The following is a 22618-nucleotide window of genomic DNA, read 5'->3' on the forward strand; positions in this document are numbered from 1 at the left end:
ATCATGATGCCAAAACGCGATAATTAATCACGAATTTGCAGATGCAGGTTTTTTCATCGTCAGGCCAACACGACCTTTTTTCGTATCTACATTCATCACCCAGACGGTCACATTATCACCAACGGAAACAACATCCATCGGATGTTTAACGTACCCATTGCTCAATTGAGAGATATGGACAAGCCCATCACTTTTGATGCCGATGTCAACGAAGGCACCAAAGTCAATGACATTTCGAACGGTACCTTGCAGTTCCATACCTTCCACCAGATCTTCAATCTTGAGTACATCGGTGCGGAAAATCGGCAGCGGCATCTCTTCACGAGGGTCACGACCCGGGCGCTGTAAACTGTCCAGAATGTCGCGTAGTGTAGGCACACCGACATTCAGTTTAACGGCCAACTGTTCTGTCTGCTGTTCGTACAGAAGTACAGACAGTTCTTTGCTTCCGAGTTTGTCCAGCTCGACCTGAAGCTCTTTGAAGAGCTGATCAACCACCTTATACGATTCAGGGTGAATTGGCGTACGATCCAGTGGATTCTCCCCTTCAGAGATACGCATGAAGCCTACGCATTGTTCATATGTTTTTGCGCCCAAACGGGGCACTTTCTGCAACTGGCGACGACTTGTGAAACGGCCGTTCTCTTCACGATATTTGACAATGTTTTTGGCAATAGTTGCATTAACACCAGCAACATAAGACAACAAGGAAGGTGAAGCCGTATTAACATCCACGCCAACATGGTTAACTGCGGATTCTACGACAGCCTTCAAGCTCTCTTCCAGAACCTTCTGGGATACATCATGCTGGTATTGGCCGACGCCAATCGCTTTTGGATCAATTTTAACGAGTTCAGCCAGCGGGTCTTGTACCCGGCGAGCAATAGAAGCCGCGCTACGCTCGGCAACATCCAGATCCGGGAATTCCTCTTGGGCAAGCTTGGATGCAGAGTACACACTTGCACCAGCCTCGTTCACAATCAGATAAACCAGACTGTCATCGCCATTCTCCTGAATGATCTCGGCTACAAACTGCTCTGTCTCACGCGACCCTGTCCCGTTACCAATAACGATCAATCCAATATCGTACTGCTTGATCATCCGATGGAACACTTCAGCCGCTTCATGCTTCTTGTTATGCGGAGGTGTCGGGTAAGTTACAGCTACTTCGAGCAATTTCCCTGTATCATCGACAACTGCCAGTTTACAGCCTGTCCGGTATGCCGGATCGACACCCAGTACACGTTTGCCATGAATCGGCGGCTGTAACAGCAGGTTACGAAGATTCGCGGAGAACACCGAAATCGCCTGATTTTCCCCTTTTTCCGTCAACTCGGCACGCACTTCACGTTCAATGGACGGTGCAATCAGACGTTTGTACGCATCTTCGACGACGGCACGCAAAATATCTTGCACCGCAGAAGCACCACGAATAATCTGGCTTTCCATATGGCGATGAGCTGGTTCGGCTTGCACGTCTAGTCCAACCTTGAGAATACCCTCCCGTTCCCCGCGGTTAATCGCAAGAATGCGGTGCGGCGGCATCTTTTTGGCTAATTCACGGTAACTATAATAGTTCTCGTATACTGACTCTTGCTCCGTATCCTTGGCTTCTGAAGTCAGCATGCCGTGATCCAGTGTATATCTGCGAATCCAGGCGCGAATAGCCGCATCATCGGCAATATTTTCAGCGAGAATATCCTTAGCCCCTTGAAGGGCCGACTCTGCATCCTCCACCCCGAGTTCTGCATTAATATAACGCGCAGCCTCCTGAAGTGCATCTCCTTGTTTCGGCTGTTCCCAGATCCATACGGCGAGCGGCTCCAGACCTTTTTCCTTGGCTACACTGGCACGCGTTTTACGTTTCTGACGGTAAGGACGGTACAGATCCTCTACTTCCTGCAACTTGACAGCTTGCTTAATGGATTTCTCCAGCTCTTTGGTCAGCTTGCCCTGTTCCTCTATAATACGGATAACTTCCAGTTTACGGTCTTCCAGATTACGCAAATACACCAAGCGTTCTTCAATCTGCCGCAGCTGGTTCTCATCCAGTTCTCCAGTCATTTCTTTACGGTAGCGGGCGATAAACGGAATCGTATTGCCTTCGTCCAGAAGCTCCGATGTGGTGCGAATCTGCTTCAAGGACAGTGACAGTTCCTTGGCTACCTGTTTGATGATTCGTTCTTGGCGTTCCGCCTTTAATGTTTCTTCATTGGGTTCCAGAACCGTTTCCTGTTCAGACAAATAAATCCCTCTTTCCTTCCTGAATCGTGCATAATACTCATTTCAGGGCAGCTGTGCTGCATAATAACAGTATGGTCGATCATCCGAAGTTGATCTCAAGCTTTTCAAGCTCTAAATAACACTCTTCTCTATATTATCACAAAATCACGTTGAAATTTCTATCATTCCTATGACACGTCTGTCATTTGCGTTATTGCACTCCTAACATCCTTCCCCGTTGAACGAAAAAAAAGACCGAGAACGTCATCATGACATCCCCTGGTCTTCTTAAAAAATATCTAATTCATCTAAATAAGTTGAGAGTTTCTTTTACACGTTAACGGAGGGGACAGAAAAAACCTGGAAAAGCGAAGCGTTCGCCTTTATCCCCGGATTTTCCCCTTTGGAAAAGGGAATCAAAAAATCTGGGGATAACAGCGAATGGAAGGTTATTCTGTCATCGGAGTGACTGTGTAAAATCTCTAGTTCAACTTATTTACACCCGCTCAAACCGGAACATTTCGCTCAGGTAGTCTCCAGACTCACTACCTACAGCAATACCCCCATACATCAAGGCATCGCCTGTAAACGTCTCTGAGCCGCCTTTCAGGCGGTAATCCGCATTTGGATCAAGCCCTTTCAGCTTCAGACGTTGAAGCGGTGCATTCGGTTCAGAGAGTACACGGAAGTAGAATACAATCACTTCACCGCCATCTGGTGCAATGAACATCCATGCCGTTTCATTGCCTTCAAACGGACTGAGTAGACGACGGAAGGTTCCGTATTGTACCGTACTGCGAATTTCCTTGTATAGTTCTACCTGTGCTTTTACAACTGCATTCTCTTCGTCTGTAAACTTCGTCAGATCCAGCTCATATCCAAAGTTGCCCGACATCGCAACATGACCGCGAATCTCCAAAGAAGTGATCCGGTTCACCTGATGGTTTGGCACAGCCGAAATATGTGAACCCATGGAACTTACAGGATATACAAGGCTTGTTCCATATTGAATCCGCAAACGGGAGATCGCATCCGTGTTATCACTGGTCCATGCTTGAGGCATGTAATACAGCATGCCCGGGTCAAAACGTCCGCCTCCGCCAGAGCAGCTTTCGAACAAAATATGCGGGAAGGAGGTAACGATACGCTCCATTACTTCGTACAGTCCGAGCATATAACGGTGCGCCGTTTCGCGCTGTCTGTCCGCCGGAAGCAATGCAGAGCCGACCTCTGTCATGTTCCTGTTCATGTCCCACTTCACATAAGTGATCGGTGCAGAGCCCAGAACATCGGACAACATCCGAACGATCTCGTCACGCACATCCTGACGGGAGAAGTCGAGCACAAGTTGCTGTCTTCCTTCGGTACGGCGGCGATCAGGCACATGCAGACACCAGTCCGGATGCTTACGATACAGCTCACTGTCCGGGGAGATCATCTCTGGCTCGAACCATAGCCCGAACTGCATGTCCAGACCTGTGACACGGTTAGCCAAGTCATCCAGTCCTTGAGGCAACTTGTTTTTGTCCACAATCCAGTCGCCCAAGGATGAATTATCGCTGTCCCGGTGACCGAACCAACCGTCATCCAGCACGAACAACTCAATGCCGAGCTTCTGCCCTGCACGTGCGATCTGCTCAATCTTATCGGCATTAAATCCGAAATACGTTGCCTCCCAGTTGTTAACCAGCACAGGACGCTCAGCATTGCGGAATTGTCCACGTGCCAGACGTTCGCGGTACAATTCATGGTAGGATTGAGACATGCCATCCAGGCCCGTAGCCGAGTAGACCATAACAGTCTCAGGTGTCTGGAACGACTCCTGCGGTTCAAGCTTCCAGCTGAACTCAAACGGATTAATACCAACAGATACACGAGTGGTATAGAACTGATCCACTTCTGCCTGTGCAGTAAAGCTACCGCTATATACTAAACTGAATCCATACACTTCACCTTGATCTTCATCCGTTCCCGGTGTCATCAAGGCAATGAACGGGTTTTGCTGGTGACTGCTGGAGCCACGGCGGCTCTCAATTCCTTGCAATCCGGAAGCGAGTGGACGACGAACGATGTCACGTTCACGAGTCCAAGCACCCGAGAGTTGCAGCAATTCGTAATCTGCATGTGGCAGGTCTACAGACGAGCTGAGTGCTCGCAGTACATTTACCACGTTAGCGCTCTCATTCACGATACGCATCGAGCGTGTAATGGCGTTAAAGGCAGTAAACGCAGTATACGTTAACTCAATTTTCACACCCGACACCTGATCTTGCATTTCAATAATAAGCGTATCCGCTTCATCTTCGGATTCTACATACGTTGCCGGAAGTCCCGTTAACGCCTCTTTTCCCTTGACCAAACGATGGCCTGTATACGTAAACTCGGATACCGTTGAACCATTCTCCAGTTCCAGCTGGATGGCCGGGTTGCGGAAATCGCTCGTTCCATAGACCGGAAGTTCCACTGGCAGGGTGTCAAACGAAATCGTACGATCCTCCGGCACCGGATTTGGACTAAAGGATGCTCTTTCCGTCCGAACATGAAGCCAGCTCAGGTCGGTATCACGCAGTTTTTTACCATAATACAAATGCACCAAATACCCCGAAGGCAATACCTGAAATACGTAGCTCGCCTCGCGGGTCTGTAAATGAAACTGAAGTTTCTCCTGATTGATGTAAATGCTCATATGTCTCCTCCATCTATCTATATATGTCTTTCGGGTAAACGGTTTCTCAGGTTCCATTATAACGAAAAGATCATCAATGTTCTACGCTTTCACCAAGTCTTAATCAAAAGAGCGCACAACACCCATAAAGGTATCGTACGCTCTTAAGATTACATTCTGAAATTGTGTGTTCCCTCACAGGAACATCCGTTGTCAACAGACAGGCGAGCAAGCACATCAAGTGCTACGCTTTACCCTAAAAATCGATTAAACCCAAGCTGATCTGCAAGGCCTCGTTGACCAATTTCATGGTCTCCTCGTCCAAATGCGTAATCTTGTCGGTCAGCCTCTGCTTATCGATCGTCCGAATCTGTTCGAGCAAAATTACCGAGTCCCGGTCAAAGCCATGCGCCGCTGCATCAATCTCGACATGCGTCGGCAGCTTTGCCTTCTGAATCTGGGCGGTAATCGCCGCCACGATACAGGTTGGACTGAACCGGTTGCCGATATCGTTCTGGATGACCAGAACCGGCCTGACGCCACCTTGCTCAGAACCGACAACGGGAGAAAGATCCGCAAAAAAAACGTCACCACGTTTTACGATCACTGTCTACACCCCGCTAACTAAGCGGTCCAGAGTGCTGTCCGCATCTTCCTCCGCGTGAAAGGCTTCGGATGCCATGGTCAGGTTAATTTTCGCCATCTCCATGTACCCTCGCTGCATTGATTCACGGATATAACGTTTCTTCCGTTCAGTCAAGTACAGCTTCATTGCTTGCCTAATCAATTCGCTGCGGTTGGAATTCTCCAGCGCTACGATGCCATCCACTTCCTGCAAAAGATAATCAGGCAAACTGATCATAATCCGCTTGGTGTTCTGCAAGTTGGCCACCTTTCTTCCACCCCCACAAACCTTTCGCCATTGTGAACCAGTATTACGCTTTTCCAGAACTTTTATACAAAGGAATATATATGCCCCGCGTATATCAAGTATGCTGTACTCCATTATAAACACGGGAATCATTATTCGTACAGACTAAACATCGCATTTCAGGATTTAATTCCTGACAACGTACATATTTCGAGATACTGCGACAGTATTCCTTCTGTTCTGAAAAAAACTTTACTGGTAATCGTGTCCAATTTGCGAATTACGTTGTCAAAAGGGGATTGATTCTGGCGACTACCTCTCCTCCCCGGGTATAGACCCGAGGAATACGATGTGCCATCATGCAGATCACTTCATAGTGAATCGTACCAAGCTGGTCTGCCACTTCACTAGCGGTAATTACACCACCAGACTGGTGACCGATGAGAACAACCTCTTCGCCGGCTTGAATTGCTTCCGCTTCTTCTGCGAAAGATTGTAGCGACACCATACACTGATCCATGCAGATCGTACCAACGACAGGAACGCGGCGGCCACGTACAAGCACTTGTGCTTTGCCTGTCAGCATTCTTGAGAATCCGTCTGCATAGCCGATAGGCAAGGTCGCTATTCGTTCATTTTCATGTGTAAAATAACGGGTTCCATAACTGACTCCCCAATGGGACGGCAGTGTTTTGACCAGAACCGCTTTTGTCTTCAGTGTCATTACCGGGAGCAGTTTCACTACCTGATGATTCACCTCTACCGAAGGATACAGTCCATACAGACTTATGCCCACACGTACCATACCATAGGATAATTCAGGTGTATCAATAGTAGCGGCACTGTTCGCCGTATGTATAATCGGGATGACACATCCCTGATTCCGAAGCGTCTCTGTAACGCTCTGAAACCGTCGATACTGTTCCAGTGTATAGGTCTTGTCTTCTTCATCTGCTTTGGCATAGTGAGTAAACATACCTTCCAGCATTACCTGATCAAGTGAGGAAACCTCTTGTATAAAGTCAATGGCCTCATTGCCAGGTAGCAGACCCAATCTGCCCATGCCACTGTCGATCTTGATGTGAACTTTCAGCTGATTTGCGAATGTGCCTGGATTCACCTGTTTGATAGCCTCAAGCACTTCTCTGCTAAACAATGTAATCGTCACATCATGTTGCCACGCTACAGCGACTCCTTCAGGCGGCGTATACCCCAATACCAGAATCGGGCTTGTGATGCCGTGCAGACGCAGTTCAAGAGCTTCGTCCAGGAACGCTACACTTAAATAATCCACGCCTACTCGTTCCAATTCTCTGGCTGTCTCTACTGCACCATGCCCGTAAGCGTTGGCCTTTACACAAGCGAGAAATCTCGTACCCTGAGGTAACGCCTTACGAAAGGCGGTTACGTTGCCTCGCAAATGATCCAGATTGATCTCCGCCTGAGTCGGCCGATATTGTCCTTGCACGTTAAGTCACCTTCTCTAATCTTCTTAATCCGGCTCACGTCAGACTCCATCGTAATGCCCCAGCATGTCACTGTCAAATAAGCAGAAATTTCGCTTCTCAGATCATATGCTGTAATAGCCTGCAGAGAATCATAATCAAGTGCAGAAGACGGCCGATAAGCACAGTTATTACAGTCCGCTTGGGTCTCAATATACAGCTGTATATAACTTGCTTACATCAGCTTATTACCCGGTTCACTGCGCGTAGAAGCGTATTTTGTATTTTTAGACTGAACTAGGCATGTTCTTGGGTACTGTAAAAATAGATAAAGCACCGGAGAATTGAATTCTCCGATGCTCTATATCATTCCTTGGGATAGCACGGCTATGCGTTCTCGTTTTATTTACCTGACTCTTCCTGCATGGAGGTCGCTATACGTACCATCTCATTCTCAGGTAGATCCGCGCTTGTAATTCGGTATTCCACGCCATCGGAAGTCCAGGTCAGCGTCTGCAAAGCATCTCCGCTAATCATACCCGCTGTAAATCCAAGATCAACCAGACGGGAAGGGGCAAGGGATACAGCACGATCCTGAGGTCTTGCTTCAAATATGGTGTAATTATAGGTTCCCTCATACCGAAGCAGAACGGAATAATCCCCGGCTTCTTCCAGAATCTGATCATCCTTCAGCTTGACACCTTCCGGCGCATATGTCGGTTGAATAACACCAAAGCTCTCTGCTTCTTGCGGTTCAGCCACAGTAGGTTCTTCGGTACCCTGCCCACTTGCTGCCCCTTCTGAACCTTCTGCTCCTTGTGTTCCTTGTTGATCCGTCCCCTCACTTACGCCTGTCTGCCCATCAACAGCTCCCCCGGTTCCCTCGGAGCCTGGCGTAGCCTGAGGATTAGCAGGCTGTTGTCCGGCGGTGTCATCGGTTTTCTCGGCTGGAGCAGCACCTGCATCTGTTCCTGCCTTATTCCCTTCTTCTGTTGCAGCCGTCATGTTGCGTTGCATATCAAAGGCATCTTTTCCAAATTCGGCTCCGAACTTGAAGCTGTCAAACTTCACGTCCACCACCACATTGGCATTAGAGTCGGACACCTCTACTTGTTTTGGTGCGTAATCACTCTTGTTCAGCCAGATTTTTTGTCTTACGAGAGCATGTGTATTGTAGTTGGCAGCAACATCGAATACATAGCTTTCCTTTTCATCTGCAAACTGACGGGTCGTATCCCCTGTAATGCTTCGGATCAACGTTTCATACAAGTAAACCTGACCCTGGTTATCTGGCCAATCACTTTGGAAACGGAAGCTTTTATTCTGGCTCGGTGTCAGTACAAACACACCTTCATCGTTACGAAGTACAATTTGCGTAACATCTTTCTTAGCATTGGTTAACGCAATGCGGTAATACGAAGGCTTCTGATGCCATACCTCGACCTTGTACTGCTGCGGTGTTTCTCCGGTATGCAGCGTCATAACGCCTGCTCCCTGGTAACTTTCCATCTCTCCAACGACTTCGTTCAGATCTTTGACCACAGCTGCCGCATCCTTCTTCCCGCAGGCGGCAAGTAAGGCCGATAAGACCAATACCATGGCAAGCATCCATGATATTCGGCGCATGACATCATCCCCTTTAGCACATGTTTTCACTTCAGGATTGTGCGTACAGCAGAACCCCTACTTGATTAGTACATGTTATGAGGGACTTGTTCGATATATGCGGACTAGTTTGACAAGCATGGCATGAAACGTTGTTGAAACGGATTTTTGTTGTCCCACAGCCTTAACTACAGACTCAGACAAGTCAGTTGCAGGAAGCTTCCAGACTTCACCCCTATCAAATAGATGCTCGGCCACGTAAGTTTTGAGAGCTTTTCGGGGCTCTTTTTACGTTTATTTGAGTTTATGCATCATCATAAAAAGTAAATAATCATATTCATTTTGTATATTATACTTTACATTTAGTCGATTATCATATACATTATATTCATGGAGGTGAGTACATGGAAGAATTACACAATCACGTTCGGGAGTTACGAGCCAGAGACCGATTGTCTCAGGCAGAACTGGCGAAGCTCATCGGCGCATCAAGGCAAACTATTGCTCTGATTGAACGTGGAGATTATTCTCCCTCGGTCGTTCTGGCATTAAAAATAGCTCATGTGTTCGGCGAATCTGTTGAAAAAATATTTGAATTGAAAGGTGGAAATATAGATGAATCAAACCGCTAATACCTCATCCAAAAAAAGAAGAATGCGTCTTCCGCTCTATGCCGCTGGCGGTGCTGTTGTCGGATTTATTTCCTCAGCCGCGTTCACCAAGCTTCCTTCTGATCTGAACTGGACCCTATCCGTTTATTACGATTACGACCTGCTATTTGCCCTGATCGCTCTGGTGGTGCTTGTTATGACCATTTGGAACAGCATTAGTCTGGCTCGTACCCCCTCTGCCCGTCCTGAAGAAGAAGAAGCGGATGATATAAGTGACCATCCCTCCTTGATGTCTCCGGCTGAACGTTCACTTGGAAGCGCCATGATGCTTAGCACGTTCAGTGTGATTACTTCATTTGCATGGGTCGCCCTTGCCTTGTCGTTATACGCATCGAGTAGAGACTTGCCCAAGTCTAGCAATCTGTTTACGCTTGGAAATTTGGTCGCCGCCTGCATCGCTGTAATCATCGTCGTTGTCCTGCAGAGCGTGACGATCAAACGTTACAATCGCTACTTCCCTGATCGCGCACTGGACTTGAACTCCCGCAACATGCAGAAAAATCACTTCGAAAAGCTGGATGAAGGCGAAAAATGGATCGTGTATCGTGCAGCCTATCGCTCGTTTCAGATGATGAATCTCCTGCTTGGCGTCGGCATGGCCGCTTTAGTCGTATATTCGATCTTATATTCCTTTGCCGCTTTCCCGATCATACTGCTGTCAGTCATCTGGATCATCAACATCGGCGTTTATTTTCGTGAAACTTATCGTGCTCAGAAGCAGTAATACACAGTGAACTACCTACTTTGGTAAAAATGACTAAAGGAGTGATGATGTGTATTTATTCAACCGAAATACCCGGTCCAAATGGAGCGCCCTGACCAGCGCATGTATGGCACTTGTTCTTTCTTTAAGCCTCTGGGCTCCCCAGGTTCAGGCTCAGACCGGGGCAACAGCCCCTGACTCTGACGGCTCGAAACAGCCTGTAACACTGAATACCGAATCGGCTAATGCTTTTCTGGATAAGTTCTTCGCCTCATCTGAAACCAAACCACATTACGTTGGTGCGTCTGTCGTCGTTGTAAAGGATGGTCAAGTTATTGCTGAAAAAGGATACGGTCATGCCGATCTGGACAAAAAAACACCTGTCGATCCGAAAAACACCGCTTTTCGTGTCGCTTCAGTCTCCAAAACCTTCACAGCTGCTGCGGTCATGCAGCTTGTTGAACAAGGCAAGGTCGACCTGAAGGCTGATTTTCAGACCTATGTGAAGGGGTTGCACTTCGAGAATCCGTTCGATGCGGAAGTAACCGTAGAACATCTGTTGACCCACACCACCGGGTTTGAAATCCGTGATCCACAGCCGGAAGACATCCACACAGACCAAGGCAAGTACATAACGATGGAGGAATACGCCGAGAAGCATATGCCTCCTGTTGTGCGAAAGCCTGGTAGCGCCTACATGTACGATAACTTCTCGTTTTTGCTACTCGGGTTGATCGTCGAAAATGTCAGCGGCGAGCCGTTTGAAACGTACATGCAAGAGCACATCTTTAAGCCTTTAGGCATGAACAACAGCAGTTTTATGCTAGATGAAAAATTCCAGAAACAGCTTGCCACTGGTTATGATGCAGCTCACAATCCGGTTGACATGTACTTCATTGATCCCAATCCATTGCCACAGGGTGGCATGCTGTCTACCGCGGATGACATCGGCAAGTTTATGATTGCCTTTCTGAATGACGGCAAGAAAGATAACCAGCAGATTTTGAAACCAGCAACCGTGAAAAGTATGGAGCAGTATCGCTCTTCCATTCACCCGTTGCTGCCGGATAGCACGTACGGATTCGAAGCACCATTTCAGCTCCCTGGGGCGGGAAGCAGTTCCAAAGTAATTACCAAAGCAGGCGACCTGTCAGGTTACAGCTCTTATCTATTTTTTATTCCTGAGCAGAACACAGGCGTATTCCTGACCTATAATCAGAATGGAGCTCTTCGTAATCTGCTCTACCAAGCTTTTATTCAGAACTTCTTCCCGCAGTACGCTAAACCGGTACAATTTAAGGAATACACGCCACAATCCGCGGAAGAGTTGCAACGTCTCAACGGTTTTTATGCCGACCTTCGGATCAGTGCACTTATCAGCAAACTGCAAACTGGCGGTGAAACGTCAAGTCAATTAAGCATTAGTGATCCGTATCTGGGTGAACGTAAGCTGATTCAAGTGGAAGACAATCTGTTCACGGATGAATTAACAGGACAGTTCACAGCCTTCAAAACCTATGAAGATGGAACAACCTACATGAGAGAGCCGTATCTCAACCCATTCGGATATGCCAAAAAAGGGCAAAAAGCGGCGGGCTTCCTGGATGTTAAGAAGAGCAATCCTTATGCTCAAGCGATCCATAGCTTGCAATCGCTTGGATATTTCGAAAATGAAGCTAACCAGTCTTTCAAGCCTAAAACGACTGTAACTCGTGCGGAATTTATCGAGGATATTCTTAAATTAAGTGGACTCAAGCCTAGCAAAACACCAGCACCTGCTGACACCGACTGGGCTACCCATGCCTCAGCTGGTTATATCCAGCTTGCTTATGAAATGGGTATGATTACAGGTGCAGACGAGAAACAGTTTAAACCCGATCAAGCCATTGTTCGGCAAGAAGCAGCAGTTATGATATGGAGAGTATTTCAGCTGCAGTATCCAAGCGAACTGTTTAAGGACGTTAAACTTGCAGGCCACACAGATGCTTGGGCTGTGCCTGCAGTGCAAATGATGGTGAAGCTGGGTATCTACGGCCCTGAGGTCAAAATGCTGGAGGACAATGCTGCAGATTACCTCTCACGCAAACCTCTCATTCGTCAGGAACACGCTGCGATCATGTATGCGTTAATCACACAGCCTACTGATCGTATTGTCGCTGAATTGATGGCTGCACAGCAACCAGAGCAGGCAGGATCTGAGAAGAATACTAAAGAAGCCGCGACGCCAGAGAGCAAAGCTGAGAATGCGCCTAATCAAGCGACAGAAAGCGCTCCTCCAGCAACAACCGTTCAATAATTATGCTATACAAGTAAATGACAAAAAGGCTTGTTCGAAAGGATTTCTCCTTTACGAACAAGCCTTTTGAATTATGCAATTAATGAGGATACATGTGTGTTTCCGTTGCGCTGATCAAACTTGGCTGCGGTAGCCTGGGCATACTCTTCAAAATAATCTGCAAGTTTGAGTAGGTTTCCCGGATCTCCCTCATACGAGAAGGAAGCTGGCAGCCGCAGACGATACCCTTCTGAGTCCTTTTCTTCAGCCCAGCGCCGCAATAACAAAGCTGCCTTCGCATAATACATCATTTTGGCATACGCATCTTCATGATCGGCTGCAAGCACCAGTGTTTCTTCAAGGATATCAATCCCTTTGGACGGATTCGTAAGTGCGAGATACTCCATCTGCTCGGAAAAACTCTGCACGAAATCATTCTCACCTTTGATTAAACGATATCCTTTAACCTGATGTTTATCTGCCTCATCCTTCCGTCCCAGACGATACAGTGGCATCAGAACTTCGGATAAGGTCAGATGTGGGATCTCCGCACAGCTCATGCGTCCTTTGAGAATCGGCTTGGCGACTTCCAGCACCTTCTCGTCGTCTCCTTTTAACATAAAATAACGCAGAATCTCGTCCTGCTCACACGCCTCGCAGTCACTCATGAAGTCACGGTCTAACGCTCTAAACTTGTCATAACTGCGCCCCGCTTCTTCCAGCTCTCCGAAATCCATAAAAATGCGGAAACGGTAGTACCAGTAAGAACGCTCGCTGTACCCATAGGACTTAAACCTTGCTCCGAAATCCTCGAGCAGCTCCATGATCTTTTCACGTGAGATTTCCGGGAAATCGGGCATTTTGCCAAGAATCCATTTATAAGACCACAATAACGTTTCTTCATCATACAGCTCTGGTTGCTGATCAAACTTGCCTAGTTGCCAGGAGAAAGCGATCAAAGCTTTCATCGGATATCCACAGAAGGTGGCGACATCCACAATCTCTGAACGTGCTTCGTATGCCTCCTCAACCATACCATTGAGATCAGCCACCCGCGCTGCTTCCTCCAAAAAACCAAGCTTTGCGGAACCATTCGGCAGCTGATAGGCCTCTTCCATCAAATCTTCGAATTCCATCTCTGTCTTCATCAGGCATCTCCCTCATGATTCGTATTTGCGCTTAAACCCCAATCAATAAACCGTACAATTCCCTGGTTCAATACTTCAAGCTCCTGCTTGTTCATTGCATAATGCCCCATCATCAGTGCATTGACATACAACATTTCAATAGCAATCGGTGTCATCTGATTATCTGGTGACGTCAACACCCGTTTAATGATCGGATTGTTCACATTCAGATACAACGTCGAGTACCCTGCCGAATTAATACCTGATGACAACGACCCAAGAACAGAGGAAAATAAGTCTGTGCTCTCTTCGCTCGCTTTTTCCAGCGCACGCAGCGTGGATGATTCCTGCGAAAGGGTGAACAACACCGGCAAGTCAGCGGGCTTGAATCCTTTCACTTCTGCGCGGCAGCGGAAACGTTGTAATGCCGAATCTGCCAGGCGTAGCGCATCATAATACTGGTTACGTTCAGCCGGTGCAACATCCGTGAATGTCATCGATACTTCATCTGGTTCAATACGCTCGGTCTCTACGTTATTCAGTATGACAGGCAGCATCCCCATCAGTTCTTTATCGTAGATGTAACCTGCGTTAACGACCAGCATGGACTGTGCAGAAGCCACATGGTGGATCTGGCGGTATTCATCAATGGTACTGGTATAGTACAGTGTCTCTCCTTCATCAATCAGTTCACCCAGTTCCCGGTGTCCTCGCGTTGTATCGAAAGGCAACCAGCGGTGAATCATCGCGTAAAATTCCTGATCCTGAACAGCCAGCGCCTTCATCGAAAGGGCGTGCAGACGAATCAACTTCTGTAGACGTTCAGTCTGCTGTTCAGCCATTTCGGTAAGTCCCATCCGCAAGGCGTCTCCGAGCTCGGAGCGCACTTCTTCCAGCTTTTCATTTTCATAAAAATGCTCTCTTGAAGCTGTCGGCTGCAGCTCGTCGGTCCAGATCAGACATTTTACAAAGAACGCCCATTCCGGCAAAATATTCTCGGCCTTCTCCGAAATAAGCATTCGCTTCAGATAGACCCGGTGAGAACGCTTGGCATTCAAATTCACGGCGTGCGGCAACACATAGGCAATGCCTCCCGTGCGCCCCGAAGCCGTTGTCAGCGGGATGAAATCCTGGAATTTCTCCCCAAGCAGACGTTCACCAAAGGCAAGCACTTCCGCACGGCAGGAACGAGCAAGCTCTGGACGTGTTAACCAGATCGGAGAATCCTGATTAACTACAGATTGCTTCCCGTCATGAATCAACGTGACCGGATATGGAAGAAGCGCACCATAATAAAATAAAGCTTCTTTCACATACTCCGCTTCAAAGTAGTGTGCCGCCTCCGGCGTACAACGCAGGTATACTTTCGTTCCGGGAGACAATTGCGTGTCCAGCTGCCTGATCGTATACGTACCATCCGGCTTGCCGCGCCACTCCATGGAAGGGCCGCCCTTCACCGATTGAGTCAGCATGACGATCTCATGACTGACCATGAAACAACTCAGCAGACCAATACCAAAACGCCCAATAAACGATGTCTCTCCATCCAGCAATTCCTGTTGTCCCCGCTTTGAGGATTGTCCAATCATCGCTAGAAATTCATGGATGTCCGCTTCGGTCAGACCAACTCCGTTGTCCTCCACCATCATCGTCAATTGATCTCCGGTTCCTGTTAGCTCAATACGAGCTTCTCCCTGATATCCCGGTTCCACTTCCTTGCGTGCCGTAATCGCATCTGTTGCATTCTGCATAAGCTCACGCAGAAAAACTTTTGGACTGCTGTATAAATGATTCGATAAAATTTGGATCATTCCGCTCAGGTTCACCTGAAAGCGATATTCATTGGGTGTACTCATAAACCACTTCACCTTTCCTTTGGATCTAACACAACACTTAGCCGGCTTTAACATCTTCACACTGAATAAATGGATGTGTTAGACGAACTCATTATGTATATATCGGCCTATACTCTATTACTCCATTATCTATAGCAATGAAACAGCAATCAAACGGCCTTCATACCTTCTTTTCAAGGATACATTGTACAGCCTGTCAAAAAAACAAACCTTAGACCCGATTTGGTGGAATTTCCCGGGGAATTATGCACTAGGATTTCAGGACTATTGAAGCAATAATATATTTCTTTAGTCTTAGTTGAACGATCTGACACCGCTGGACGTATAATCATCAAATTTAGAAAACGGACGGTGATTATACATGATTGAGGTTCTCAATATAAACAAATATTTCGGGGAGCATCAAGCGCTGCAAGATGTCAGCTTCACGATTCAACAGGGCAGTATAACCGGGCTTATTGGCCCAAACGGCTCGGGTAAAACAACCCTCATTCGGATCATGAACGGAGTTCTGGGCGCAAACAGCGGGCAGGTTACCATCCAAGGCATGGATACATCAATAGAAACAGAAAAGGTGCTGGGAATCTGCGGAACACTGACCGAGCAAAGCGGCTTGTACGAAAATATGAGTGGGCGGGATAATCTTCTGTTTTTTTCGGATGCCTTTGGGCTAAAACGTGCAACTGAACGCATTGACGAGTTGGTGCATCTCCTTGAGATTCAGGATTACCAGCATCGTAAGGTCGGTACCTATAGCACAGGGATGAAGAAACGTTTAGGTCTGGCACGGGTGCTGTTGCACCGCCCTTCGATTTTGTTTCTCGATGAGCCGACCAACGGTCTCGATCCTGACGGAATCCAGACTGTGCTTCGTATCATTCGTCAGTTAAATACGGAGCTGAACCTGACGATTCTCATCTCCTCACACGTGCTTACTCAGCTTTCCGCCGTGTGTGATCATTATATTTTTATGGAAAAGGGTCGTGTTGTTGAGAAAGGGACTGAACAGGAGATCATTCAGCGTTATCAATCAGCACCGCGGCTAGAGGTCGAAGCAGATATGCCACACGGTTGGAAGACGGGGATTTATTCGCCTGAGACGGTTACAGCGCATACAGCAACATACCAACTCTCGTCTCGAGAGCATATTCCGTTGTTGCTTCGGCAGCTGACCGAGCATGGTCAGGTCTATCAGGCACGTATGGAAGGTAATGATCTGGAAAGCATCTATTTTGCGATAAGGGAGGCGAATGCACATGAATAATCGCCAAGCGATACGTGCACTCATTCGTAAAGATATTCGTTCTGTCACATCCAGTGTGCAACTATGGCTGCCTATGCTGATTGTACCGCTAATTATCGGAATCATTGTTCCCTCTGCTATGTTGTGGGTTGCATCCCGCGTGGACCTACACTCGATTAGTAACTTAAATGTTGTATTGGACACATTAGACAAGCTCATTCAGAGTGGACAGATGCCCTCCCTTGCTACCATGAGCACAGACAATCAACGCATTGTTTATTTTCTTGGCTTGTATATGTTCGCCCCCTTGTTTCTCATCATTCCAGTGATGGCTTCCAGCATCCTGACTGCCAACAGTTTCGCTGGCGAGAAGGAACGCAAGACACTGGAAGGTTTGCTATTTACACCAATGAGCATGAGTACACTGTTTAGAGGTAAAGTTCTGGCTGCTTTCATTCCGTCAGTGTTGTTGTCCTGGGTGACCTTCATCATCTATGGGGTCATTGCCAACATCCTGATGTACCCGATCTTCGGCACACTGATGTTTCCGAACTGGAACTGGATCATTCTGATCCTTTGGGTGGTCCCTACATGCAGTTTAGCCGTTATTCTCCTCAATGTGCTGATCTCGGCTAAAGTACGGGGATTTCAGGAAGCTTACCAGCTTGGCGGACTTGTTGTCTTGCCCCTGATTGCCTTGATTGCTGGTCAGGCTACCGGCATGTTAATGATTGGGCCATGGATGTTGCTGGGCACCGGTGCAGTGATGCTGCTCACGAGCTTTATTTTACTCCGTCTCGTAACCATGTGGAACCGCCGTCAGCAACTTGCGGAGAGTCAGATCTGATTGAGAAATAAACAGACGCGAGTTATGATGTGGAGACATGTACTTGGGATGATTATAGAGAGGAATGGAACAACAGCATGGAATACAACCTACTCCAGAAATTAAAATATGCTTCATCATTAACGGCACAGGAGAAGCATATTGTGGACTTTATCCTGAACGACCCCGAAGTTGTATTCCACTCTACAGCCTATGAACTGGCTCAGCAGACTTATACAAGTGCGTCCACTATTGTTCGCCTATGCAAAAAGCTGGGTACCAAAGGGTACCCAGACTTTCAGTTAAAGCTTGCGCTTGAATATCAACAACAACCCTCTTCCCCCTTACGGACGCCGGATCATACAATCACAGAACAAGGCAATGTACTGGCTGCGATCGACTCGGTTCCCTACCTATATCACCAGGCGCTGGATGAGACACACCGTATGTTAAACGCTCCTGTTTTAGTACGAATCGCGAATTGGGTCAAAGAGTCCGCACGTATCGATATCTACGGTAGCGATATGAATTATTATTTGGCACAGCAGGCTTGCGCCAAATGGAACGAGCTTGGCGTTGCGGCGGTAGCACACAATGGTCCCAACATGCATTATTTAAATACAATGAATACCAGTCAGTTCATCCTGTCTTTTGTCATATCTCATACGGGAGAGAACTCATCCATGATTGAAGCCGCCAGAGTACTGAAGAATATGCAACGGAAAGTTATCGCCGTGACCGAAAACAATCTTTCAACACTGTCCAGACATTGTGATGAAACGCTGCTAACCTATGGTTATAACGAACAATTGAGGTTATCCAAAATGTCTTCCATGATCTCGGTACTCTATCTGTTTGATATGCTGTATATGGCGAGCATCAGCGACAACTACTGAGATTTATCATTAATCATTTATCCGCGTCCGCGGCAAAAACAATTCCCGCATTTTTGCGAGCTTCCGCCAGTACGTTCATTACAGAACGGCTGTGTTGAAGCAGTTCATAACACCGCTTATAGTTTTTAGCCAAATAAATATCTCTGAACACTTCCCACTCATAGTACAGCCAATTGGCTTTGTTCTGCGCACTATACTCCTCAGATGGCTCTTTCCCGATCTGAAGCTCGATTTCCCGGCAACCGTTCGCTCCTCCTACAACCTGAAGGTACCCTTTTTCTCCCTGGATGAGCACAAAGTTCATGCCATTCGTATCTTTAGCACCTACACATTCTGCAATGAACTCGGGATACTTGAGGACCACAACTCCTGATGTATCAATGCCGTTCGCATGCTGATTCGCTGTATACGATACGGTATTCGGACTGCCAAACAAACTCATAACCAGATGCAGATTGTAAATGTTGATATCCATCAGCGCTCCACCAGAGAACTCGGGATTAAATACGTTCGGTGTCTGCCCCGCTAGAAGATCATTGTATTTACGGGAGTATTGACTGTAGTTACACTGAATCAGTTTGATCGCACCAAGCTTTGGTAGTTGCTCCTCGATGATTTTGATATTGGGCAAATGAATGTTGGAGATGGCCTCAAACAGCAGCAGGTTCTTTTCTTTTGCAAGTGCAATCAGCGTTTCTGCTTCCTGAAGCGTGGACGTGAACGGTTTTTCACATACAACATGTTTACCATGTTGAAGTGCCTGATAGGCCTGTTCATAATGCATACTATTGGGCGAAGCAATGTAAACGAGATCTACATTTTGATCCAAAAATAAGGATTCCAGGTCTGTATAGATTGTACTTATCCCAATTTTACCTGCAAGCTCTTGCGCAGTCTCTCTCTTACGGGAGTACATCGCTGTGACCATGACATCCTCCAGTTCATTGATCGCGGATAAAATGGCATCTACAATGGAACCTGTACCTATGGTTGCTATGTTCATCATATCGTTTCTCTCCTGTCGTTGATGGTTCAGTCACATTCATGTTACCACGACCAAATTAGGTGGAGAATATTTCAGGGCGAGAATGGTAGCATCATGCGCAAATGGATTTCAAGTTGAACCGAGTATGAAATTCAATTTCATTTTCTTGCTTTTTCTCCTTTTATCCCCGCTCTCATCCCCATTCTAGATCTAACATAAATTCCATAGTTTACCGATATAACATAAGAAATTGACGACATATATATATATCCAAGGGGAGGATGAAAGAATGAAAACAGGGTATACATACGTACAACGCACCCTCTGTACATTGCTATTATTTACACTCATTACAGCAGTTACATTAACAGGCGGAACCGCTGCCCAAGCAGCTTCACTAAGCCAGTCAACCGTCTATTATGAATCTGATGGCGTACTTTACAAAGTATCCGGAGATAGTAGCAATCCAGCAGAAGTATTAATTGATTTTGAAGGCGTAGATTTGACTGCAGCGGGATCATATCTCTACTACACTCAGTCCTCTACTTCCACAACATTACTTCGCGTTCCAAATGACGGTTCCAGTGATGCACCAGAGACATTCGCTTCTGATGTCATCAATTATTATGCGGATAACGGATTTATCTACTACATAGACTCCAAGGGAAGCATATATCGTGCCAATGGCGACCAAGGTATATCATCTGCAACCAAAATTGCGGACAAAGTTAATACGGACCACCCACTTCTAATCGTGACCAAAGGACGTGTGTACTATAATACCTTGGTTGGCGGGAATACGTGGGTGGCTTCCAAAGCATCAAACGGTACTGGAAACGTACAGAAGCTGGCCCAAGGTGCTGTAGAGAGTCGTTATTTTGTGAACTTTGCCAAAAATGAATTACAACTCATGGTCAACACCAATCCTGACGAGCAATATTACTCTACAAAAGCTATTGTGATGTACAAGGCCAACTACAACACAGGTAAAGGCGCGGCCGTGAATGCAAAAGCCAAGCTTGATGTAAATGCCGTTTATTCCGGTGGCTGGAGCAACAATCTATATGTGTACAATAGTGGTATTAAGCTGGACAGCAACAAGGATTATAACTATACCCTGGGCAAAGCTTATGCATTGACAACATCCGGTAAAACATTTCAACTTCACTCCAAAAGCGTGCGAGAAGTCAGTGCAGTTGGAACAGACAAGGTGGTAATCATTGATGCGGATCAAAAAGCGTACGCCAAAACGGTTACTGCGAGCAAGGTGAGTAAAACGTCTAATCTCAACTTGAGCAACGTAACCTACGTTACGAATCAATGGATGAATGATAAACCGGATGTTGCCTACATTTCTGGAAAAAACGGCCTTTATGCAGTCAATCCATCTCTAAAAGTAAGCAAAATAGCCGCTGACGAATGGGAAACGTTCCACTTGCGAGATGATGTTCCAGGAATCTTCTACATCCATGCGAAAGATGAATTCCGTTTATATCATTCAGAGTCCAATGGAACAGGGCAACAAGCATTAAGTGATATATTCCTGGACAACATTCTTTTGATTACACTGAATTAAGTCCTTTCCAGATTCGTTAGATTTTCAGGTTTGATTAATAATGTAAGAATAAGATGGCTCTACAGCTTTGGTGCTGGGTGTCATCTTTTTTTGTGCTTACATTTAACCTATACATTTGCATTTTGTTATCGTGTTTTCTGATTTGTCGAATTTATTTTTCAAAAACGCCTTCCATTTGAGAATGATAATTGTTATCATTAAGAAAATAAGACAAAAGGATGGTCCGTATGAATGAATCGTTTCCCGTATTAACCGAAACCTCTTCTTTACCGCTACTCTCTTCCATGTGCCGAGTACGTCGCGGGAAAAATTTCCGTATACAAGGCATCACGGTAAGCCGGCCCATACTTTGTCTTATTTTAAAAGGCAACGGCCTTCTGGTTCTGGATGACATCGTTTACGAAGCACAGGCTGGTGAACTGTTTCTGATCAAACCCGGTTTGACTATCGATGCAGTGGCTCATTCAGGAATCACTGAATTCCTTATGTTAAGTATGGAACAAGTCAATATGCAGCGAGTACGAGGCAAATGGAAAATGACCGCTTCTTCCTCTCTTCCATTTGAATGGCAGGCTGGCAAAATGCGCATCCGGCATGAACAGCAGGCAGCAGAACGAATGGCCAAGTTGTATGATTCCTATCGAGGGGAACTTGCAGATCATTTTGTCAGCATACATAGTCAGTTACATGAACTGCTACAATTCCTGTCAGAGCATCGACTGGAAGAAAACCTTGAAAAGGTAGATCCTGCACTGGAGCGTAGCATTTCATATATGCGTCGTTTCATGAGTGAAGGTATTAGCATGGATCATCTGGCCAAAATCGCCGGACTGACCCCAAGCTCATATTCCCGCAGCTTCAAAAAAGCAAAAGGCATGTCACCTACCGATTATCTCAATCGGCTACGGATTGAAGAAGCTAAAAAGCAACTGATAGAGGAAAACTGTGTTCTCAAAGAGGTTGCAGAATCCGTTGGATATGGCAATGAATATTATTTTAGTCGTAAATTCAAGCAGATGACTGGCATTGCGCCAAGTATATATATGAAGAAACATCGGTTACGTGTAGCCACAATATCTAGCGCTGGCTTTGATGAGCACCTACACTTCTTGGGATTGAAGCCAGTTGAATCACTGAATTTGGGCCATAGTCAGAATAAGAAGACAGCGGAGCAAGAACGTAATCTAACGAACCAACTGGAACAACTTCGCAAGGCTAAACCCGATCTAATTATTGGTGACGGTTCCTGCCAACCTTATACTGATCAACTGAAAGGTATTGCTCCTGTTGTTATTGTTGAGGTGACCGATGATTGGAAAGAGACTCATATTCGGTTGGCAGAGCTTACCGGGCGTGAGAAGCAAGCAAAGCACAATTTCAAGGAACTTGCACTTCATCGGTTGGAAGTCGCTCCATCCTCTACATTTACATCGAGTCGCGACCGGAAGCATGTCGTTTGGACAGACCGAATGAATTCTCCGCTTATTCATTCACAAGCCAAAGGCTCCACATTGCGGATTCCCTCACAACATATACAGCGGAAAAAGAAAAACCTATTGAAGCCTGTTGTCATGCATCCTTCTACGGCGTTGGCACACGAAAACTTGAGTGTCATCGGGCGATAAAAAGCAAAGGGACCCTTCCTGACGGA

17 protein-coding genes are annotated in these 22618 nt (G+C 46.6%); 8 read left to right on the forward strand and 9 right to left on the reverse strand.

Annotated elements, in window-relative coordinates:
* Window positions 1–27 precede the first annotated feature (27 nt).
* The 6 genes from BLQ13_RS08585 to BLQ13_RS08610 all read right to left on the reverse strand — a co-directional run bounded on the left by BLQ13_RS08585 (window position 28) and on the right by BLQ13_RS08610 (window position 8830).
* The gene (locus BLQ13_RS08585) at window positions 28–2244 is read right to left on the reverse strand and encodes a Tex family protein (RefSeq protein ID WP_090918137.1); all 2217 of its coding nucleotides are present in this window, start codon (window positions 2242–2244) and stop codon (window positions 28–30) included.
* A gap of 475 nt (window positions 2245–2719) precedes the next feature.
* Window positions 2720–4909, reverse strand: coding sequence for an alpha-galactosidase (locus BLQ13_RS08590; protein WP_090918139.1), 2190 nt, complete (start codon window positions 4907–4909; stop codon window positions 2720–2722).
* 235 nt (window positions 4910–5144) lie between these two features.
* On the reverse strand, window positions 5145–5495 hold the full coding sequence (locus tag BLQ13_RS08595) for a type II toxin-antitoxin system PemK/MazF family toxin (RefSeq protein ID WP_024630714.1): 351 nt from the start codon (window positions 5493–5495) through the stop codon (window positions 5145–5147).
* 3 nt (window positions 5496–5498) lie between these two features.
* The gene (locus BLQ13_RS08600; protein ID WP_024630715.1) at window positions 5499–5780 is read right to left on the reverse strand and encodes a CopG family ribbon-helix-helix protein; all 282 of its coding nucleotides are present in this window, start codon (window positions 5778–5780) and stop codon (window positions 5499–5501) included.
* A gap of 259 nt (window positions 5781–6039) precedes the next feature.
* Entirely contained in the window at window positions 6040–7227 is a 1188-nt protein-coding gene (alr, locus tag BLQ13_RS08605) for an alanine racemase (protein ID WP_090918141.1), read from the reverse strand.
* Between the two features lie 379 nt (window positions 7228–7606).
* Window positions 7607–8830: a DUF4367 domain-containing protein gene (locus BLQ13_RS08610; RefSeq protein ID WP_090918143.1), complete on the reverse strand. Its 1224-nt coding sequence runs from the start codon at window positions 8828–8830 to the stop codon at window positions 7607–7609.
* A gap of 383 nt (window positions 8831–9213) precedes the next feature.
* On the opposite strand from BLQ13_RS08610, the gene BLQ13_RS08615 reads away from it, so the two are divergent.
* Genes BLQ13_RS08615 through BLQ13_RS08625 form a run of 3 tightly spaced genes read left to right on the forward strand, consistent with a single transcriptional unit; the run spans window position 9214 to window position 12479 of the window.
* Window positions 9214–9441: a helix-turn-helix transcriptional regulator gene (locus BLQ13_RS08615; RefSeq protein ID WP_090918145.1), complete on the forward strand. Its 228-nt coding sequence runs from the start codon at window positions 9214–9216 to the stop codon at window positions 9439–9441.
* Window positions 9425–10204: a DUF3169 family protein gene (locus BLQ13_RS08620; protein ID WP_090918147.1), complete on the forward strand. Its 780-nt coding sequence runs from the start codon at window positions 9425–9427 to the stop codon at window positions 10202–10204. The genes BLQ13_RS08615 and BLQ13_RS08620 overlap by 17 nt, the downstream gene beginning before the upstream one ends.
* A gap of 49 nt (window positions 10205–10253) precedes the next feature.
* Window positions 10254–12479, forward strand: a complete 2226-nt coding sequence (locus BLQ13_RS08625; RefSeq protein WP_090918149.1) for a serine hydrolase domain-containing protein — start codon at window positions 10254–10256, stop codon at window positions 12477–12479.
* A gap of 71 nt (window positions 12480–12550) precedes the next feature.
* On the opposite strand, the gene BLQ13_RS08630 is transcribed toward BLQ13_RS08625, so the two are convergent.
* Both BLQ13_RS08630 and BLQ13_RS08635 read right to left on the reverse strand, forming a co-directional pair.
* Window positions 12551–13606, reverse strand: a complete 1056-nt coding sequence (locus BLQ13_RS08630) for a hypothetical protein (protein WP_090918151.1) — start codon at window positions 13604–13606, stop codon at window positions 12551–12553.
* Window positions 13606–15441, reverse strand: coding sequence for an HSP90 family protein (locus BLQ13_RS08635; RefSeq protein ID WP_090918153.1), 1836 nt, complete (start codon window positions 15439–15441; stop codon window positions 13606–13608). Before BLQ13_RS08635 ends, BLQ13_RS08630 begins: the two co-directional genes overlap by 1 nt.
* 361 nt (window positions 15442–15802) lie before the next feature.
* On the opposite strand from BLQ13_RS08635, the gene BLQ13_RS08640 reads away from it, so the two are divergent.
* From BLQ13_RS08640 to BLQ13_RS08650, 3 genes are all read left to right on the forward strand, one after another.
* Window positions 15803–16705 carry an ABC transporter ATP-binding protein gene (locus BLQ13_RS08640; protein ID WP_090918155.1) on the forward strand — a complete coding sequence of 301 codons (903 nt, stop codon included), beginning with the start codon at window positions 15803–15805 and terminating at the stop codon, window positions 16703–16705.
* Window positions 16698–17531 (forward strand): ABC transporter permease subunit, encoded by an 834-nt coding sequence (locus BLQ13_RS08645; protein WP_167375682.1) that lies wholly within the window; start codon window positions 16698–16700, stop codon window positions 17529–17531. Before BLQ13_RS08640 ends, BLQ13_RS08645 begins: the two co-directional genes overlap by 8 nt.
* Window positions 17532–17608: 77 nt before the next feature.
* The gene (locus tag BLQ13_RS08650; RefSeq protein ID WP_090918159.1) at window positions 17609–18406 is read left to right on the forward strand and encodes a MurR/RpiR family transcriptional regulator; all 798 of its coding nucleotides are present in this window, start codon (window positions 17609–17611) and stop codon (window positions 18404–18406) included.
* A 13-nt stretch (window positions 18407–18419) separates the two neighbouring features.
* Here the strand turns inward: BLQ13_RS08650 and BLQ13_RS08655 are convergent, their stop codons facing one another.
* Window positions 18420–19409 (reverse strand): Gfo/Idh/MocA family protein, encoded by a 990-nt coding sequence (locus BLQ13_RS08655; protein ID WP_090918456.1) that lies wholly within the window; start codon window positions 19407–19409, stop codon window positions 18420–18422.
* A 271-nt stretch (window positions 19410–19680) separates the two neighbouring features.
* Here BLQ13_RS08655 and BLQ13_RS08660 point away from each other — a divergent pair, with 271 nt between their 5' ends.
* Together BLQ13_RS08660 and BLQ13_RS08665 are read left to right on the forward strand one after the other, a co-directional pair.
* Window positions 19681–20967: a hypothetical protein gene (locus BLQ13_RS08660; protein ID WP_090918161.1), complete on the forward strand. Its 1287-nt coding sequence runs from the start codon at window positions 19681–19683 to the stop codon at window positions 20965–20967.
* 227 nt (window positions 20968–21194) lie between these two features.
* Entirely contained in the window at window positions 21195–22592 is a 1398-nt protein-coding gene (locus BLQ13_RS08665) for a helix-turn-helix domain-containing protein (protein ID WP_167375683.1), read from the forward strand.
* The last annotated feature ends 26 nt before the right edge of the window (window positions 22593–22618 follow it).

This window comes from Paenibacillus polysaccharolyticus (genome assembly GCF_900102085.1).
In the GTDB taxonomy this organism is placed as follows: Bacteria; Bacillota; Bacilli; order Paenibacillales; family Paenibacillaceae; genus Paenibacillus; species Paenibacillus polysaccharolyticus.